Source organism: Paraburkholderia metrosideri, assembly GCF_904848625.1.
In the GTDB taxonomy this organism is placed as follows: Bacteria; Pseudomonadota; Gammaproteobacteria; order Burkholderiales; family Burkholderiaceae; genus Paraburkholderia; species Paraburkholderia metrosideri.
On record NZ_CAJHCP010000009.1, the window covers coordinates 372,657 to 391,524 of the forward strand.

The 18,868-nt window shown below is 60.5% G+C and carries 15 protein-coding genes and 4 pseudogenes; 15 read left to right on the forward strand and 4 right to left on the reverse strand.

All coding sequences use genetic code 11. From position 1 onward, the window contains the following. Positions 1-4: 4 nt before the first annotated feature. The 15 genes and pseudogenes from LMG28727_RS22160 to LMG28727_RS22230 form a co-directional block, all read left to right on the forward strand. Complete coding sequence (locus LMG28727_RS22160; RefSeq protein WP_201644435.1) at positions 5-991, forward strand: sugar ABC transporter substrate-binding protein; 987 nt, start codon at positions 5-7, stop codon at positions 989-991. Beyond that, entirely contained in the window at positions 978-2,543 is a 1,566-nt protein-coding gene (locus tag LMG28727_RS22165; RefSeq protein ID WP_201644436.1) for a sugar ABC transporter ATP-binding protein, read from the forward strand. The genes LMG28727_RS22160 and LMG28727_RS22165 overlap by 14 nt, the downstream gene beginning before the upstream one ends. Then, the gene (gene rbsD / locus LMG28727_RS22170) at positions 2,540-3,031 is read left to right on the forward strand and encodes a D-ribose pyranase (RefSeq protein ID WP_201644437.1); all 492 of its coding nucleotides are present in this window, start codon (positions 2,540-2,542) and stop codon (positions 3,029-3,031) included. The genes LMG28727_RS22165 and rbsD overlap by 4 nt, the downstream gene beginning before the upstream one ends. Further along, positions 3,024-4,088, forward strand: coding sequence for a Gfo/Idh/MocA family protein (locus LMG28727_RS22175; protein WP_201644438.1), 1,065 nt, complete (start codon positions 3,024-3,026; stop codon positions 4,086-4,088). The genes rbsD and LMG28727_RS22175 overlap by 8 nt, the downstream gene beginning before the upstream one ends. A 26-nt stretch (positions 4,089-4,114) precedes the next feature. After that, positions 4,115-5,149, forward strand: coding sequence for a LacI family DNA-binding transcriptional regulator (locus LMG28727_RS22180; protein WP_201644439.1), 1,035 nt, complete (start codon positions 4,115-4,117; stop codon positions 5,147-5,149). Positions 5,150-5,405: 256 nt separating this feature from the next. Further along, positions 5,406-6,617, forward strand: coding sequence for a CaiB/BaiF CoA transferase family protein (locus tag LMG28727_RS22185; protein WP_201644440.1), 1,212 nt, complete (start codon positions 5,406-5,408; stop codon positions 6,615-6,617). Then, a complete protein-coding gene (locus tag LMG28727_RS22190; protein ID WP_201644441.1) occupies positions 6,618-7,757 on the forward strand; it encodes a hypothetical protein in 1,140 nt (379 codons plus the stop codon). 105 nt (positions 7,758-7,862) lie between these two features. Further along, positions 7,863-9,236, forward strand: coding sequence for an MFS transporter (locus LMG28727_RS22195; RefSeq protein ID WP_201644442.1), 1,374 nt, complete (start codon positions 7,863-7,865; stop codon positions 9,234-9,236). A gap of 28 nt (positions 9,237-9,264) precedes the next feature. Beyond that, a complete protein-coding gene (locus tag LMG28727_RS22200; RefSeq protein WP_074771260.1) occupies positions 9,265-9,711 on the forward strand; it encodes a MaoC family dehydratase in 447 nt (148 codons plus the stop codon). A gap of 60 nt (positions 9,712-9,771) precedes the next feature. Continuing rightward, a complete protein-coding gene (locus tag LMG28727_RS22205) occupies positions 9,772-10,647 on the forward strand; it encodes an amidohydrolase family protein (RefSeq protein WP_201644443.1) in 876 nt (291 codons plus the stop codon). Between the two features lie 20 nt (positions 10,648-10,667). Then, positions 10,668-12,578 carry a sugar ABC transporter ATP-binding protein gene (locus LMG28727_RS22210; protein WP_201644444.1) on the forward strand — a complete coding sequence of 637 codons (1,911 nt, stop codon included), beginning with the start codon at positions 10,668-10,670 and terminating at the stop codon, positions 12,576-12,578. Beyond that, positions 12,571-13,572, forward strand: a complete 1,002-nt coding sequence (locus tag LMG28727_RS22215; RefSeq protein WP_201644445.1) for an ABC transporter permease — start codon at positions 12,571-12,573, stop codon at positions 13,570-13,572. The genes LMG28727_RS22210 and LMG28727_RS22215 overlap by 8 nt, the downstream gene beginning before the upstream one ends. 36 nt (positions 13,573-13,608) lie before the next feature. Next, positions 13,609-14,592, forward strand: a complete 984-nt coding sequence (locus LMG28727_RS22220) for a substrate-binding domain-containing protein (protein WP_201644446.1) — start codon at positions 13,609-13,611, stop codon at positions 14,590-14,592. A gap of 65 nt (positions 14,593-14,657) precedes the next feature. Further along, on the forward strand, positions 14,658-15,833 hold the full coding sequence (locus LMG28727_RS22225) for a fumarylacetoacetate hydrolase family protein (protein ID WP_201644447.1): 1,176 nt from the start codon (positions 14,658-14,660) through the stop codon (positions 15,831-15,833). 329 nt (positions 15,834-16,162) lie between these two features. Beyond that, positions 16,163-16,390: pseudogene (locus LMG28727_RS22230) on the forward strand (IS6 family transposase); the annotation flags it as partial. 43 nt (positions 16,391-16,433) lie between these two features. Here LMG28727_RS22230 and LMG28727_RS22235 read toward each other — a convergent pair. From LMG28727_RS22235 to LMG28727_RS22250, 4 genes and pseudogenes are all read right to left on the reverse strand, one after another. Then, positions 16,434-16,778: pseudogene (locus LMG28727_RS22235) on the reverse strand (DDE-type integrase/transposase/recombinase); the annotation flags it as partial. A 627-nt stretch (positions 16,779-17,405) separates the two neighbouring features. Then, positions 17,406-17,657, reverse strand: a pseudogene (locus LMG28727_RS34275) (RES domain-containing protein); the annotation flags it as partial. 71 nt (positions 17,658-17,728) lie between these two features. Further along, positions 17,729-18,136: a DUF2384 domain-containing protein gene (locus LMG28727_RS22245; RefSeq protein WP_201644448.1), complete on the reverse strand. Its 408-nt coding sequence runs from the start codon at positions 18,134-18,136 to the stop codon at positions 17,729-17,731. A gap of 410 nt (positions 18,137-18,546) precedes the next feature. Continuing rightward, positions 18,547-18,868: pseudogene (locus LMG28727_RS22250) on the reverse strand (ISNCY family transposase); the annotation flags it as partial.

An 18,868-nucleotide genomic window follows, 5' to 3' on the forward strand; every position in this document is an offset into this window, starting at 1 on the left:
CAACATGACATTCGTATCGAAGTGCGCAGTGCTGCTTTCAGCAGCGATGACCCTGATGTCGGCCGGCGCCAGCGCGGCGACGCCCGACGCGAACTTCCAGCTTGCGCCCGCCATCAAGGCGCAGGCCGCGGCCAAAACCAAGCCGACCTTCGTGGTTTCGTATCACGATCCGGCGCTGTCGGTCGCGGCTCCAATGCGCAAGGGCGTCGGGCTGGCGGCGAAAGAGCTGAACGTCAACGCGGTCTTCACGGGACCGGTCGGCGGCGGCGCAGAGAAGCAGGTCGCGGAACTGGAGAACTGGATCACCAAGGGCGTGGACGGCATCGCGGTGTCGTCGTCGTCGACCGATGCGCTTGCGCCTGTGATCAACAAGGCGATTGCTGCAGGCATCCCGGTCGTCACGTTCAATACGGACAATCCGGCCTCGCATCGGCTGAGTTTCGTCGGCCAGGATCTCGCCTATTCGGGCGTGGTGATGGGCGATACGCTGGTCAAGCACATGGGTCAGAAGGGCAAGGTGCTGGTGTTCACCGTCGATGCAGCGGCCGAATGGTCGAAGGATCGCGAGAAGGGGCTGCGCCAGTCGCTCGCAAAATATCCGAACATCGCCATCGTCGGACTGGTGAATACGAGTAACGAGCCGCAGCAGATCTACGCTGCAATCGAAAACGCGATGCTCGCGCATCAGGATGTCACCGGCATCGTTTCGCTGGATTGCTGCAGCTTCCCGGCCATCGGCCAGTATCTGCAACGCAATAGCCTGGCGGGCAAGATTCCCGTGGTTGGCTCGGATCTGTTGCCGCAAACCAAAGATCTGATCAAGGGCGGCGCATTAACGGCGACGATTTCACAGAATCCGCAGCGTCAGGGTCATGACGCCGTGGTGGTGCTGAACCAGATTTTCACCGGCGCAAAGATGCCTGACTCGCATACCGATACGGGCGTCCAGGTGATCGACCGGGCAAGCGTGGATCAACATGCAGCCGAGTGACGCGAACAGCCCTTCGTCGGCGAGCGCGGTCGACACGATGACGCTGCCCGCGCTTCGCCTTAAGGCGCTCGGCAAATCGTTCGGCAGCTTCTGGGCGTTGCGCGACGTCAGCATCGACTTTGCAGCAGGCGAAGTCCACGCGTTGCTGGGTGAGAACGGCGCGGGCAAGTCGACTCTGATCAAGCTGATTGCCGGCGTGCATCGGCCGAGCGAAGGCGGCATGCTCGTCGAAGCAGACGCGCCGCTCAATCTGGCAACGCCGCGCGACGCGCTGAGCGTCGGGATCGGCGTGGTCCATCAGGAACTTGACCTGTTTGACAATCTGAGCGTGGCCGAAAACATCGCGCTAGGCATCGAAGACAGCGGCTTCGCGAAGCCCTCGAAGAAAGAGATGGCCGAACGGGCCAGTCGCGCGCTCGGCGAGTTGCGGGTGACGACGATCTCGCCGGAGGCGAGGGTCGGGCAATTGTCGACTTCGGACAAGCAACTCGTTGCGATCGCGAAGGTGCTGACGTGGAAAGCCCGCATCATCATCTTCGACGAGCCCACTTCCGCGCTGAACGCGGCCGAAGCGGCCCGTCTGCTGCAGACCGTCCAGCATCTCAAGGCGTCGGGCGTGGCGGTGATCTACGTGTCGCATAAACTCGCCGAGATTTTTTCGATCGCCGATCGCATTTCGGTGATACGCGATGGCCGGCTGGTGGCGAGCGGTCCGGCGGCCGACTTCAGCCACGAGACCGTGGTGACAGCGATGCTTGGACGCAATCCGGCCGAGCTGTTTCCGGTTCGCGCGGCGAAGGCTGCACAGGCCTCGCAGACCTCGCAGGTCGAGTCGCTGCTGGCAGTGACGGATCTCGTGGGCAAACGGCTGCACGGCGCGTCGCTCACGGTGCGTAAAGGGGAAATCGTCGCGCTGGCCGGTTTGCCGGACGCCGGTCCTTCCGATCTGCTCCAGCATATTTTCGGCTTGCAGCAGCCTAAGAGCGGCGTCATCGATATCAATGGCCGCCGCCTCGGCCGGTTGTCTGCGCGCCGGGCGATCCGGAACGGCATCGGTTATCTGCCGGCCGACCGTCTGCTCGACGGTATCCTGCCGCTCACCAGCGTGCTCGGCAATGCCGAGGCGACCAACCGGGCGATGCGTTCGACCAGCCTCGCCGTGTGCAAAGCCTCCGCATTGGAGAACATCAAGCGCCTCGCGGTCAGAGCGTCGTCGTTGCTGAATCCCATCACGTCGCTGTCGGGCGGCAATCAGCAGAAGACGCTACTGGCTCGCTGGCTCGTGATGAGCCCAACAATCCTGATGCTCGACGATCCGACTCGCGGCGTCGATATCGGTGCGAAGGCGGAGATTTATCGGATCTTGCGGCAGATCGCCGATGCGGGTTCGGCGGTGATTTTCACGTCGTCGGACTCGCTCGAACTAGCGAACCTCGCCGACCGGATCGTGCTGTTCCGAAACGGGCGCGTGGCTCAGGAGTACGTGGACCCCGTGTCTCACGCCGAGCTGGATCGCGCGATTGCATTCACCCCAGAAGGAGCCAGAACATGAAACGAAGCGGCATTCTCAACCAGCAGCTTTCTGAAGCGATTGCATCGATGGGGCACGGCCAGATCATGATGATCGTCGACGCCGGCTTCCCGATTCCGCGCGACGCGTGGCGCATCGATCTCGCAATCGGCCCCAACCTGCCGACGCTCGAACAGCTTTACGCGTTGATCGCGCCCGAACTCATCGTCGAGAAGGTGATGTTCGCCGCCGAGGTCGCGGAGCACAACAAGCCGCTGTTCGCGTCGCTCAGAAAGTGGTTCGACGAGCGCGATTTCGCGTCCGTCACTTATGAAGAGACCGTGGGCTCTCTCGCACAGCGCGCGAAGGTGATCGTGCGTTCGGGCGCGCTCGATCCGTGGGGCAATATCGCGCTGGTCGCGGGCGTCGATTACAAGGCCTACTTCAAGGACCCCGCGATCTCGGTGCCGGACAAGTTCCGTGCGTTGATCGACCGTGCGACGTTCACGCCGGGAGCCGGCCATGAATAATCCGGCACCGCTTGGCAGGAAGCTTCGCGTGGGGCTGATCGGCGCGGGTTCGTGGGCTGTCGCGAATCATCTGCCGGTGCTCAAGGGGCGGCCGGATGTCGAACTGGCGGCGGTGGTGCGGCCCGGCGAGGCAGAACTTCGGCAAGTGAAAGAAGCGTTCGGTTTCGAGCACGCTTTCGAAGACTACCGCGCATTGCTCGATTTGCCGGAACTGGACGCGGTGATCGTCGCGTCGCCGCATCGGCTGCATGCGGAACATGCGAAGGCGGCGTTGCGCCGGGGTTGTCATGTGATGGTCGAGAAGCCGATGGCGACGTCGGCGCAGGAAGCGAACGAACTGATCGACGTGGCGAAGCAGGCCGGGCGGCAGATTCTCGTGCCGTATGGCTGGAATTTTCAGCCGTATTTCAGGCGGGCGCATCAACTGGTGAGCGACGGCCGCATCGGCACGATCCGGCACGTGGTCGCGCAAATGGCCACACCGATTGAAGACCTGATGTCAGGCGGACAGCTTCAGGGCACCGAAAACGAAATGTTCCGCCCGGAATCGGCCACATGGACGACCAAAGGCAGCGGCGGATACGGCTGGGGTCAACTGGTGCATCTGCTGGGCGGGATGTTCTACGTGACCGGCCTCGCGCCGCGCGAAGTGTTCGCCACGCTCGGGCTGTCCGATATCGGCACCGACCTGTACAACGCGCTCGCGGTGCAGTTTTCGTCGGGCGCGACCGGTTCGATTTCAGGCTCGGCCTCGTTGCCGCCTGGCTCGCCGTTCCAGGTGGATATCCGTCTGTTCGGCACGGAGGGTTGCCTGCTGCTCGACGTGGAGCGTGAGCGCTTATGGCTGCGCCGCGTCGACGGCGACGATGAAGAGATGGACGTCGCCGCGGGATCGGGTGCTTACACCTGCGAGGCGCCGGTCAACGCGTTCGTCGATCTGTGCCTCGGCAAGCCTGTCGAGAATTGCGGTTCGGGCCTGGTCGGCATGCGTTCGGTGCAGGTCGTCGAGGCCATGTTGAAGTCCGCTGAGTCGAGGCGTCCCGTCTTGTTAGACTAACGGGTAGCACGTAACAAGCTCTCGTTATGAAAACAAAAAATCCCCAGAAAGAAAGCCGCTCCACTGGCACGGTCACGATGCTCGACGTGGCCGAGTACGCCGGTGTGTCGGCGCAAACTGTTTCGCGTGTCGTTTCCAATTCGTCGCTGGTGACCGACAAGACGCGGCGCCGCGTCGAAGAGGCGATTCAGGCGCTGCGCTATATCCCGAACGAGGCGGCGCGCAGTCTCGCTTCTGCTTCGAGCCGGGTGGTGGCCGTCATTATTCCGACGCTGTCGAGCACCGCGTTCGCGGCCGAAGTGAAGAGTGTGATCGATACGCTCGAGCCGCATAAGATCTCGGTGATCATCGGCAATACCGAGTACTCGCAGGAACGCGAAGAGGCGATTGTTCAAAGCCTGCTCGAACGTCGTCCCATGGGCGTGATACTCACGGGTCTTCAACATAGCGCGAAGGTGCGTTCGCTGCTGCAGGAAAGCGGCGTGGCGGTTATCGAAACCTGGGACACGGATGGCGAGCCGATCGACATGGCCGTCGGTTTCTCGAATTTCACGGCCGGTTACGACGTGGGCAAACTGTTGTGCGGACGGGGCGCAAAACAGATCGCCTTCGTCGGCGGCGCGAGCACGCAGGACTCGCGTGCGCAGAGCCGCTATCTCGGTCTGTGCAAAGCCGTGAAAGAAGCGAAACTGCCCGCTGTTCTGCGCGTGGAGTTGCAATTGCCAATGAACGCCAGCGACGGCGTGCGCGGTCTGGATGAAGTGCTGCGCGACGCACCCATGACCGATGCGATCTTTTTCTCCGCCGACACGATGGCGCTGGCAGCGATCCTCGAATGCAACCGGCGCGGCATCAAGGTGCCTGAACAGCTTGCCATCTGCGGGTTCGGCGACTATGAACTGGCGGCCATGATCACGCCGTCTCTGACCACGGTCAGAACCAAGCCCGACGAAATGGGCGCGACGGCCGCACAGATGCTGCTCGCACGCATCAACGAAGTCGAAGATGCCGCCACCAAGATTGTGTTGACGCATCAACTCGTGCGACGCGGTAGCGCCTGACAGGGCGCTCCGAAGGTTCTGATGAAACGGGAGCCCGGTCAGAAACCGGGCGCTTGCATCCCTCTCTGTACTGGTGCGCCACCCGGCGCGTGCCATTCCACGCGATAAACGCCTGTTTTCCCTGCATTTCCGCGATCCCGGCGGCCTGATCCGTTTCGCGAAACCCCGTAAAAACCCCTGGCAACCAACCTTTGACCCTGAGTGATTGTTTGCGCTAACATGTTATCGCAAACAATCACTCAGGGTCCTGTCTCTCATGTCTCAACAAGCTGCCAAATCAATCCTCTCCGGTTACAAGGTGGTCGACTGTACGATTGCCATGGCCGGTCCGTTTGCTACCCAACGTCTTGGAGACCTCGGCGCAGACGTCATCAAGGTCGAGCCGCTCGACGGCGAGTGGCAACGTCATACGCCGGCGGGCGGCGCGACGGGCAACAGGATCAACGCGTCGTTTCTTTCGCTGAATCGCAACAAGCGCTCGCTGGCCGTCGATCTGAAGAACGACGCGGGACGCGCCGTGCTGTTCGATCTCGTGAAGTCGGCGGATGTATTCGTGCAGAACTATCGGCCCGGCGTGGCGAAGCGCCTGGGTGTGGACTACGAATCGCTGTCGAAGTTGAACCCATCGCTTGTCTACGTGTCGATGTCGGGTTATGGCGAAGACGGTCCTTATGCGCACCGTCCGGGGCAGGACTTGCTGCTGCAGGGCATGTCCGGGGCGATGCTGTCGACCGGCCGTGCGGGTGATGCTCCGTCTCCGGCCGGTCAGTATCTGGTCGACGCGGTCGCCGCGTCGACGGCTTTCGAAGCGGTGATCGCGGCGCTGTTGCATCGCGAACGAACCGGCGAAGGCCAACTCGTGACCGTCAATATGCTCGACGCGATTACGACGCTGCAAATGCAGGAACTGTCCGTGTACATGCAAGGCGGGCTGCCGCAGAAGCGCTCGGCCGAGCCGCATGCGCACGTCTACATCCGCGCGCCGTACGGTGCGTTCGCCACTGTCGATGGCTTTGTTATCGTCGCGATGCCTTCGTTGAAGACCTTTGGTGAAGTGATCGGCGAGCCGAGTTTCGTCGGCATGAACGATACGACCGATCCGTGGACGCATCGCGACGAGATCTACGCGCGCACGCGTGAACGGCTGGCTACCCGTGCCACCGCCGAGTGGCTCGCGGCCTTCGACGCCAACGGTATCTGGGCCGGTCCGGTATATGGCTACGAGCAGTTGCTCAACGACCCGCAAATCCAGCACAACGGCACCTTCGTCGAATACGATCATTCGAGCGAAGGGCGCGTGAAGGCGCCGGGCTTTCCGTACAAGTTCTCGAAAACCCCGGCGTCTGTGCGCATCGGTGCGCCTCAGGTGGGCGAGCATACCCGCTCGGTGTTGCAGGAACTGGGCTACGACGAGACGGCGATCGACGCGCTGCTGCGCGATCGTGTCATCAACGAGACGGCGGCCTGAATGGCTCGGTCCAGCATCCGCGGTCTGACATGGGACCATCCGCGAGGCTTTGCCGCGCTCGATGCCGCTTCGGCATTGCCCGAAGCGGCGCGTCTCAACCTGCAGTGGCAAACGCAATCGCTGGAGGGTTTCGAATCGCACCCTATCGGCGAGTTATGCGAACAATACGATCTGGTCGTGCTGGATCATCCGCATGTCGGCGAAGCGGTCGAGGCCGGATGCCTCTGGCCGCTGGAGGAACTGTTCTCCGCGCAGGAGTTGCAAGGCTGGGCCGCGCAATCGGTTGGCGCGAGTTATGAGTCGTACGCGTGGCAGGGCAAGCAGTGGGCTTTGCCTCTCGATGCCGCCACTCAGGTAGCCGCTGCACGCGCCGATCTGATCGACGGAGCATTGCCGGTCAGTTGGGCCGATGTGGTGGGTCTGTCGAGCGACGGCGGCGTCTGTTTGTCTATCGGCGGTCCGCACGCGATGCTGAGTTTCTGTTCGATGATGACGGCTTTTGGCAGCCCGCCTGAAGTGGAGCGCAGCGCCGCGCATTTCGTCGATGAAGCGACCGCGCTCGAGGTGCTCGACGTCATGGCGACACTGGTCGGCCGCATGACTCCGGCGACTCACACGCTCAATCCGATCCAGATGCTCGAATTCATGATCCGTAACGACGAAGTGCGTTTCTGTCCGCTGATTTATGGCTACGTCAATTACGCGACGCGCACTAACGAGCGCGCACCGGTGAGGTTCCTGGATGTGCCCGTTGCCAAGCCCGCTAGCCGTCACGGTTCGACGCTGGGCGGCACGGGCATTGCGCTGAGCCGACGCTCGAAGCCATCGCGCGAATTGCTCGATCATCTGCGGTTCCTGATGTCGGAGGGTACGCAGGTCGACTTCATTCCTGCGCATCACGGCCAGCCGAGTCATCGAGCGGCATGGACGCACGCGGGCGTGAACGATGTCTCCGGTAACTTCTACCGCAATACGCTGACGACCATCGAACAGGCGTATGTCCGGCCTCGCTACTCGGGCTATATCGCTTTCCAGACGCATGCGTCGTCCGCGATCCGTGCGGCGCTGGTGGACGGTACGTCGCATCGTCAACTGATAGCGGCGTTGAATTCGGGTTTTAAACAGCAGTCGGTCAGGTGAAACAACCATTCCCACTTCGCGTTGCGAAGTGATGAAATCGAGCACCCGATAACACGCCGGCCATCAAGAGCCGCGCACGTCCGACCTTCGGGTCAGGAGGAGACTATGACGCAGGGGAATTCTTCGCTGCCCGGCAATACACGGCTCGATGTCGAGCCGCGCGTTGCGGGAAAAGCTCATTCGCATGCCGCACCGAAGGTCGATGCGCGCAGTTTGCGCAATGCGACCGTGTCGGCGGTGATCGGCACGGCGCTCGAATGGTACGACTTTTACATCTATGCGACTGCTGCTGCGCTGATTTTCAACAAGCTGTTTTTCCCCTCGCTGTCGTCTTCGGCGGGCACGCTGGCGGCTTTCGGCACCTACGCGGTCGGGTTTCTCGCGCGGCCTATAGGGGGCGTCGTATTCGGCCGGGCAGGAGATCTGTACGGTCGCAAGAAAGTGCTGGTTATCACGCTGGTGCTGATGGGAAGCGCGACGATGGCCATCGGCTTCATGCCGACTTATGCGTCCATCGGCATGGCTGCGCCGATCGGGCTGATCGTATTGCGTATTCTTCAGGGGCTCGCCGCTGGCGCGGAATACGGCGGTGCGGTCACCCTGGCCGCCGAGTGTGCGCCCGCGAGCAAGCGAGGCTTCTACGCCAGTCTCCCCACGCTCGGTGTATGTCTCGGCACGTTGCTCTCGGCGGGCGTGTTCTTCATCGTCAACAACCTGATGAGCGAGGCCGACTTTCTCGGCTACGGGTGGCGCATTCCGTTTCTGCTGAGCGTATTCGCGATTGCCGCGGGTGCCTATATCCGCAGACAGGTCAACGAATCGCCGGTGTTCGAGCAACTCAAGAAAGAGAAGAATGTCACGAAGGAACCGCTGAAGGAGATGTTCCGCGAAGCCGGCCCGCGTTTCTGGATTGCTTTCGCAGCGCGATTCGCGGAGAACATGTCAGGCTATTTCTTCCAGATCTGGACGCTCGCGTACATCACGAAACAACTCGCCGTGTCGCGCAACATAGGGCTGGCAGGCGTGCTGCTCGGCGCGAGTCTCGGCATCGTGACGATTCCCTTTTTCGGCTGGCTGTCGGATCGCGTCGGACGTAAGCCGATCTATCTGTTCGGCTCATTGCTGTTCGGTATTGGCACGTTCCCGTATTTCTGGTTGTTGAACTCAGGTAGCAGCCTGCTCATCATCGCGACCATTGCGATTGCGATCGGCTTCTCGAACTACGCGATGCTGTCGGTTCAAGGCGCGTACTTCAACGAACTGTTCGGCGCACGTACCCGCTTCACGGCGATTTCTACGGTGCGGGAAGTGTCGGCGGTATTCGCTGGGGGCATTGCGCCGTTTATCTGTACGGCGTTACTGCAAGCGGGCGGCGGTTCCTATATTCCGGTGGCGATCTACGCCATCGCCATGGCGGTGATTACTTCCGTGGGTCTCATTATCGGCCCGGAAACGCGAGGCCGGAATCTCGCGGACTAACCACCGGGTCGATCATTCTGGAAAAACCATGCATACGACAAGCTTGAACAAGTTCGGGGACCTGAACGAGGGTGACGCGTTCATCACACCGGGCATCACAGTGTCAGAGGCGCAGATTCTGGGCTTCGCGGGACTGACGGGCGATTTCATGCCGCATCACACCGACGAGAAATTCGCCACGGATCTCGGCTTTCGCGGGCGGCTCGCGCACGGCCTGCTGGTGCTGGGACTGGTGGACGGTCTGAAGAACCGGTCATTGATCCAGTTCGACGTGATTGCCGCGCTGAATTGGGACTCGTGGCGTTTCGTCGGCCCGGTGTATGTAGGCGACCGGATCGACGCCGAGATCACCATCGCGGGCAAACGTCTCACGAAGTCGGGTACGCGGGGCATCGTGACGCTCGACATCAAGGTTCGCAACCAGCACGGCGAGATCGTTCAGGAAGGCAAAAACCAGCTGATGCTGGCCGCCTGAGCGTTGGCGAGGCGACCGCCGGACCCGTGTGATTTTCCAATCCAACTTGTAGAGGCAGCGATGGCTTCAGACAACTTCGCTTTTGTCGACGCTCACCACCATCTTTGGGATCTCAGCCAGCTTCACTACGCATGGCTGACCGATAAACCGTTCGAAGGCCATCCTTCGGGCGACTATTCGGCGATTAAGCGCAATTACGTGGTGTCCGATCTCAAGGCCACCGGTGCACCGGTCAATCTGATCAAGTCAGTCCATATCGAAACCGCGGACGGCGAGGGCGACCCGGTTCGCGAAACAGCGTGGCTGCAAAGCGTGGCCGACAAGGACGGGTTTCCCAACGCGATCATCGCGCGGGGCGAACTGATGGATGCGAACAATGAACAGCAACTGGATCGCCACCTCGAGTACGCGAATTTTCGCGGCGTCCGGATGCTGACGTTTTATGGGCCGGACATTCTGAACGATACCGCCTTTCTGCGTGGTTTCGAAGGCCTGCGCAAACGCGATCTCGTATTCGACATGGACGCGGACATTGCGCACACCGACAAAGTACTTAAGCTGGCAAAGCAATTCCCGGATGTGCGGATCATCCTCGGCCATTGCGGCTTTCCGAAACAGCGCAGCGTGGAGTACTTTCATGCGTGGTGCAAGGGAATGAAGGCGATCTCGCAGGCGCCGAACATTGCCTGCAAGCTCTCGGGGCTACTCATGGTGGACCACGACTGGTCGACTGGATCGATTACGCCGTGGATCGAGAAATGTATCGAGTTCTTCGGTGTCGAGCGCTGCATGTTCGGCACGAACTGGCCGCTCGACGGGCTTTACGCTGACTACGCCACGCTGGTGAACGCCTATCGAACGATCGTGACCGACTTCACCGTCGACGAAAAGAAAGCCCTGTTCCAGCGCTCGGCGGAAACCTGGTACCACATTTGATCCCGACCGGCGATGCACCCATGGACATCCTGATTGCAGAGAAAGTCGACAAGCGCTTCGGGCCCGTCAGGGCGCTGACGAATGCGCGCCTGCGCCTGCGGGCTCATGAAATTCACTCGCTGGTCGGCGTGAACGGAGCGGGCAAGTCCACTCTGTCGAAAATCATCAGCGGGCACTATCAGAAGACGAGCGGCGAATTCGTCTACGAAGGCAACGCGACCGAGTTCACCTCGCCACGGCATGCAATGGAAAGCGGCGTGTCCATCGTGCTGCAGGAAACCAGTATTGCGCCCGATCTGAGCGTGCTTGAAAACCTAGTGTTGCCGCGCTTTGCATCGTCGGCGCGCATTAACTGGCGGTCGTTGCGCGCCGACGCCGCCAAAGCATTAGCGGCGCTGGAGGTCACGCATCTGGCACTCGACGAGCGTGCGGGTTCGTTGTCGATGGCCAATCGCCAGATGGTGGAGATCGCTCGCGCCACGCTGCAGCGCTCGAAAATCTTTATCTTCGATGAACCGACCGCGTCGCTGTCGCCGGGAGAAGTACAGCATCTTTTCCGCATCATGCGAAAGCTGCGCGATGACGGCAGCGCGTTGATGTTTGTCTCGCACCGTCTCGAAGAACTGTTCGAGATATCGGACTGCTTCACCATCATGCGCGAAGGGTCGACCGTGGAGAGCGACCTGCCGGCGCATCAGACCAACCCGAACGATCTGGTTGAGCGGATGGTCGGACGGCGGGTTTCGTCTTTGTATGCGAAGCCGCGTGCTCGTGCAGAGGGTGCTGCGATCACCACGCATGCTCACGCAAAGGCCTTGCTCGAAGCACGGAACCTCTCGGCAGAAACCGGTGTGAAAGATGTTTCGTTCACGTTGGAGAGGGGCAAGATTCTCGGACTCGGTGGACTGGTCGGCGCGGGCAGAACCGAGACCCTGGAAACACTATTTGGATTGAGAAAGATCAGGAGCGGGGAAATCCGTGTCGACGGTACGAAGTTCGTACCGCGACACCCCAGGGATGCTGTAGCAAAGGGCATGGCGTTGCTGACAGAAGATCGACGCAGCCAGGGGCTCGTGCCCGATCTCTCGCTCCAGGAAAATCTCACGCTGCCGATGCTGGGCCAGGCGGGTGGAAGAACGTGGCGATCGGCGGCGGCCAGCGCGGTGAAGCGGTTTATCCAGGATTTCGACATGCCCGCGCATGTGGTCAGGACCGCCGTGACCAGTTTGAGCGGCGGACAACAGCAGAAGATGTTGCTGGCCCGATGGCTTCTGACCGAGCCGAAGATTCTGCTGCTCGACGAGCCGACCCGCGGCATCGACATCGGCACGCGCAGCCATATCTATTCGGTGATCAGGCAGTGCGCCGAAGCAGGCATGGGCATCGTCATCGTGTCGTCGGACTTCGAGGAATTGCTTGGCATGTCGGACGAAGTACTCGTTCTCAGCGATGGACGTTCGATCGCCAGTGCCGGCAGCGATGTGTTCGACCCCCAGACACTCACGATGTTCGCCGCGCCGCGCTCATCGTCCGGCGCGTTGCGCAAGGTGATTGCCGATCTGCCGGGTCAACTGGAATGCACGACCTACTGGATCGACGTGGTGGCGGGCCGCGTGTTCTGCTTCGACCTCTCGGAGCACAGCGATCTTCCCGTCGGGATATCACGGAACGCGTTTCCGCTCATCACGGAGACTGCCATTCCTTGTGCGCTCTCCGACTTGCGCAGCGCGGAGTTCAGGACCGACGAAGCGCGCCGGTCGATCCTTTTCGAACTGGCCAATGAATCCGGCCATTCGTTCGGCTGGCTTGGCATGACGTTTCCGCTCGACAGCACACATTCGGAAGCCATGCTGGAACAGCACCTGATATCGGCGATGCAGGCAGCGGATATCCATCATCTGAAATTGAGCAGGGGACCTCGACATGCGTGACGCAAAGACAGCCACTGCGGCACTCGACCAGAGTTCCGCAAAGGTTTCATCGACGCGAGCGCCGCTGCGTCTGCCGTCCGACGTTCGGATTATCGGCGTGGCGCTCGTCATTTTCATCATCATGTCGGTCGCCAGTCCGCGCTTTCTGACCTCGGGCAACATCTATAACCTGCTCGATCAGTCGGTCGTGGTGGGGATCGTCGCGATCGGACAAACCTTCGTAATCCTGGTCGCCGGGATCGATCTTTCAGTGGGTGCGGTGACGGGCGTTGCCGGGATCGTCTTCGGGATTATCGCCACTAGAGCCGGACTTCCGTTATATCTCGGCGTGCCGGTCGCGATCGGCGCAGGCGCGTGTCTGGGTCTGCTCAATGGCTTTCTGGTGAACTTCGGCCGGATTGCGCCCTTCATCGTGACGCTTGGCACGATGTCGATCTGCCGGTCGGTCGCCTACCTGATCAGCAACGGCAACTCGATCTCAGGCTTGCCCGATGCGCTGTCCGAATTGAGCGTCGCGGAAGTCTTCGGCATACCCGTCAATTTTCTGTTCCTGCTGACGCTGTTTGCGATTGCGTGGTGGTATCTGCAGCGCACTAAAGGCGGCCGCACGATCTACGCGATTGGATCGAATCGCGACGCGGCCGTGGCCGCCGGTCTACGGACCACTCGCTACGCCAATCTCGCTTACGCGGTGTCCGGTGCATCGGCGGGGCTCGCGTCGGTGTTTCTCAGTTCGCGGCTCATGTCGATCGATCCGCTTGCGGGAAATGGCCTCGAACTCGACGCGATTGCCGCCGTGGTGATTGGCGGCGCGAGTCTGTTTGGTGGACGCGGCTCGATGCTGGGAAGTCTGTTTGGCGTATTCATCATGGTCCTGATCCGTAACGGTCTGAACCTCCTGGGCGTCGGCCCTTACTGGCAAGGGACGGCGATCGGAACCATCATTCTCGTTGCTGTATTGATCGAGCGGCTGACGAGCGGTGCAAAACGCTAGGCATCACCACCTGAACAAAAAAATCTGGAGGAGCGCATGAACACGAAACTGAGTATTGTCAGGCATCTGCTGCAAGGAATAGCCTTTGGCGCAATGATCGCCTGTATTCCCGTGCAAAACGCGAGCGCCCAGGCGACGGGTAAGCAATACGTCTATATCGCGCCGGCGCTCGATCTGCCGTTCTGGCATGTCGTCGGCGATGGCGTTGCGGCGGGGGTGAAGGCGCACGGCGGCACCGTCAATTACATGGACTCGCACAACGACGCCGCGACGCAACTGAAGAATACCCAGGACGCGATTGCGCAGGGTGTGGCGGGTATCGTGCTGTCGCCGACCGACTCGAGCACCGCGCCGAGCGTGCTGGCGCTTGCGAAGCAGCATGGCATTCCGGTCAGCATCGCGGGCATCGGCACGACCTCGGGCGACTACCGGACCTACGTAGGCTCCGAAGACGAGAAGGGCGCCTACGCAGTCGGCAAGGAACTCGCTCGCGTGATGGTGCAGCGTGGCTGGCAGAAGGGCGGCTACGGCATCGTGACCATTTCGCTCGGACGCGAGAACGGCAAACTGCGCACTGCAGGTTTTCGCCGCGCGATGAGCGAGGCGGGCATTCATGAGATGGCGCTGAATCAGATGCAGAAGTACACGCCTGACGAGACATTCAGCTTCGTGCAGGACATGATGACCGCGCATCCGGACATGCATGCGGTTTTCGTCGAGACCGACACGCCTACACTCGGGGCTGCGCGCGCGATCCGCATTGGTCATCGCGACAAGGACGTCGCGCTCGTCGCGTTCGACGGCATACCGGAATTTATCGACATGCTGAAGAAAGGCCAACTGCTTGCCTCCGGCATGCAGCAGCCGTTCCTGATGGGCCAGGAGGCGGCGAATGCGTTATACGACGCCTCTCTGAGTCAGAAGAACCTGTCGATCCCGGTTCTTCTCGTCACGCCCGCGACTGTCGACAGTCAGATGAGCGTGATCAACAAGACCGTCATGCCCAGAAACGGAAACTGATCTTCTGGTTTTTTAGATTCGGGCGCGTTCGCAGCGCTCCGGCATATGTTTTGGAGAGTCGAGTAATGGATATCGCAACTGCGCGGTCTTATCTTCCTGCGGACCTGGAGAGCGCGCTGCTGGTCGGGCGTGTGTGGCGCAAAACGACCTCGTTTGAGGGGCCGTGCGTCGTCGTGGTGCGCAACGGGAAGATGATCGATATCACGAACATTGCGCCTACTACAGCCGATCTTTTTGATCGCGCCGATCTGCTGCACGTCGCGCGCGCAGGCGAGGGCGAGGACGTTGGCGATGCGGCGGAAATCATGGCGCAGCAGTTTTCGCAGCAGACGCCTCAGGTAAAACTACTCGCACCATGCGACGTTCAGGCCATCAAGGCGTGCGGCGTCACCTTTGCGGTTAGCCTGATCGAACGGGTAATCGAGGAGCAGGCAGGCGGCGATGCGAGTCGTGCAAACGAAGTCCGCACGACGATCCAGCAGACCATCGGATCGGACCTTTCGCACATCGTGCCCGGCTCCGACGCTGCAATGCGTCTGAAAGCCGAACTGACTGAACGCGGTCTCTGGTCACAATATCTGGAGGTCGGCATCGGCCCCGATGCCGAGGTGTTTACCAAGGCGCAGCCCATGTCCTCCGTTGGATCTGGCGACGAAGTGGGTTTGCTGCCCGCGTCCAGCTGGAATAATCCGGAGCCCGAAGTGGTTATCGCGGTGAATGCGCGCGGCGAGACAGTCGGCGCAACGCTTGGCAACGACGTGAATCTGCGCGACATCGAAGGCCGCTCTGCGCTGCTGCTCGGCAAATGCAAGGATAATAATGCGTCATGCGCAATCGGTCCGTTCGTTCGACTGTTCGACGAGAGCTTCACAATCGACACGGTACGCTCGGTATCGGTGAGTCTGCGAATCGAAGGGACAGACGGCTTCGAACTGGAAGGGGTGAGCCATATGAAGGCGATCAGCCGCGATCCGCTCGATCTCGTCAGCCAGGCACACGGCGCGCATCATCAGTACCCGGATGGGTTCATGCTGTTTCTCGGCACCATGTTTTCCCCGGTTAAAGACCGGCATGGTGCGGGAGCAGGGTTCACTCACGAACTCGGCGATACGGTGACCATCTCGACCGGTACGTTAGGCGCGTTGGTCAATCGCGTCGGGTTGTGCACGGAAGTGCCGCCCTGGGTGTTCGGCACGCGGGCGTTGTTCAGGAATCTTGCGGCGCGCGGGAAGCACGTATAACCGTCTCGTTGCAGAAGATGAGCGAAGTGGCTTTCGATCCGGCTGTGCGCGAGCCGCGCGTATGTCGCTGAGCATGCGGATTCGCCGGATCGCGGTTCTGAGCCACCCGTGCCTACGGGCTAATCAGCCAAATCAAAGTGACACGATCGGACGCAACAGTTCCAACGCCTTCATTTCGTCCAGCCGGCCAGTCCCCGCTTTGCCTGCGAGGGTCTTGATCAGCGCCTCTGCGATCGGTTCGATGCCGACGAGATCGTCAAGGCCGGTGACAGTAGCAGAGCGACTGGGGGCACTGTCACGTTGCTGAGACGGTCGAGTAAGATCACGAGATGAAGAATGCAAAATCGCTGTACCACGGTCATCGCTATCCCGGAGCGGTCATCAGTTGCGCGGTGCGCTGGTATTGCGGGTTTCAGCTTAGCCTGCGTGATATCGAAGAGCTGCTTTTCGAGCGCGGGGTTATCGTCAGCTACGAAACGGTCCGACGCTGGTGCGACAAATTCGGCGCGGGCTTCGCGCGCCGCGTCAAGGCCGCGCGTCGCAGGGGCGCTGTCACGTTAAATTGTTCGCGACGCAATAGCGGAGAGGACGCAGGCTTGCTCAGAAAACGGACGGAACTTGGGTTGTTTCAGTGAAGCGATGCCAGGCGGCGAAGCGTGCGGAGAGCTGTTTGCGATAGAGTAAGGCGCGTAGCAAGTGCCGCGTGAGCGCGAAGTGCTGACGGATCGGACCGAAACTCGATAAAAAAGTCTGCGTTCGTTCAGGGTCGCGGAAGCCACGCATGCGTCGCTCGCGTTCGCGCGTCGGTTGATGACTGTTTTCAGCCCGGTTATTGACCCGCGCGCTGGCTTTGACGAAAACGTGCTTGACGTGAGCCAGCTCGGGAATCTCAGCTTTCGCCGCCGGATAGCTGCGCAACTGGTCGGTCACGATCTTGCGCGGGCTTGCGGACGAATTGAAAGGTAGGGCGTTTCGCTTCCGACGTGACGGCAGACGCGCCCGTTTGCTCGCAACGAGCGAGCCCGAGACCTTTCGGAATTTGCATCGGCTTCACCAAGGCCCAAAAGCGCTTGCCTAAGGCTCTGAAAGCAGGGCCCAGTGCCGCATCTTTCCCACGCCGGTCTGCTGGACCAGCAGACCGACAAGTGCGCCCTCGGGCCGCCGGCCGAGATCGTCTGAACAGGGGAGATAGCCTGTGTCGACTACGCGCCAGCAACCACGGGCCATTTGCGATGCACGCCTCGGGCTTGGCTTAACGGTCGCGACAGCGCCCCGAGTTATTTTGGATAGCATCGGCACCTCCGTAATACAGAGCTCGACAAGTTGGGTGGCGCGCGCTATCGATCAAGGAATGGAATCACCATCGGATCCCCCTCTCTATGTCCAGGAAGATTGGTCTCGGGGAAGTGCACTCTGAGAATCGTGCACGTCTAGTCGATCTGACGACTCCAGCTCGTCGACATACAGAACCAGGTTTATCCCTTCCAGCGACAGACGTGATCTGAAAAGAATCCCTCTCGCGCCAGTCGCAATCGTTTCGTCGCCAATTACCCAGCTTGGCGGCTCGATGCGTTAATTGAACCAGCAGCCGCGCCCGTCACAGTAGAAATCCTCCCACTGATCAGGCCACTTGTCGCTTTGATACCCGCCTGTGAAGTCGACGACAGGATTGACGGTCAGCTGATAGCTGACCAATGTGCCAGGCGGCATCAGCGGCGACACCTGTTGGTACTCCTGTACAGCGGTGTTGACGTCCAGCGCAAGGTAAAGTGCGTTGACCCCGATACGATTGGCACGGCCCCCGTGTCTGCCTCCGCCGGCACCGCTCGTCGGGGTAACCGCCTATTTCGGAAGATGCATCCGGTAGACAGTTACGCTGGAAAGCGCTGTGAGGATCATCCGGCCGCGCCCGCCTCAAGCGAGGAAACGTAGCGAAGCAGATCGTCGGTCCTGCCGTCCGAAACCAGTTGCTCGGCTGTCTTGTAGTCGAACACAGGCAATGGCTCATTCCGATACCAGAACAATGCTTGGCCGACGTCTCGGGAAATGTCTGTTGCAGCGCGGATTATCCGCAATGCATCCCGCAGGAAGCGCTGGACGCTTTCCGCGCCAGGCTGACGACTAAGCGTATTGCGATGCACGTGTGCCTGCTGCGCTAGCGTCTGCAAATCGATATGCAAAGCCTCGCCAAAGCGGCGAGCGGACACTATGGGTGCAGAGCTGTCCGGATCTCGAAGGGATGACATAAACTGATCAAAACTGGTGTCCCTGTTTCTATGGGCGGAGACGGATTCGACGTTCATTGCGGCGCCTATGCGAACATTTTACGCACAATATTAGCACATAGTGGACGTGGCCTTGATATCGGAATTTGCTTCCCCCAGCTTTCGACGAGCATGTCACTTTATGTTTTGCCAAGCGGGCAGTCTGCCTCGGCCGACGCCGTATTGTGTGTGAAAGAAAGCCCAGAGCCATAGTCTGAGTAGAAGAAGCATTAAGCGGATTTTAGGTCGCGTGATGCAGAGCTAGTTTCCCTCCAAAGGGACCGACAATCCTGAGTCTCCCTAGACACAGATCATGTGCATAAACTGTGCATGTGACTGCAATCGACGTCACTGAAGATTTTTCAGGTGTCCGACCTAATGTCGAGGCCAGACTGAAATGTCGGGGTTTGGACTTTTTAGAAATGTCCGGTTTTGAGGTTCAGAAATCTCTATGTTAGAGGGCTTTTAAGCACCGAGCCAACCCGCATTCCGGCCGTTGCCAGAATCGCTTCATTCAACTCCTGCCGGGTCAGCTCGCGCTGTTTGCGGGTGCCCACCTTGCGCTCCTTCGGCCGCGGCGCTTCACCCTGATGGGTCCTCGATGGCGAGCCCGACGCCCGCCGGTCATCGCGCTGTGCCTGAATGACCTGCGCCATCTGCAACGTGTGCCCGAGCCGCTTGTTATCGATCACCGCCGCCTGATCGATCTCCGAGAGCCGGTCGTAGGGCACACAGGGCAGGGCAGCACCATTCACCCGGATTTCGACGCGC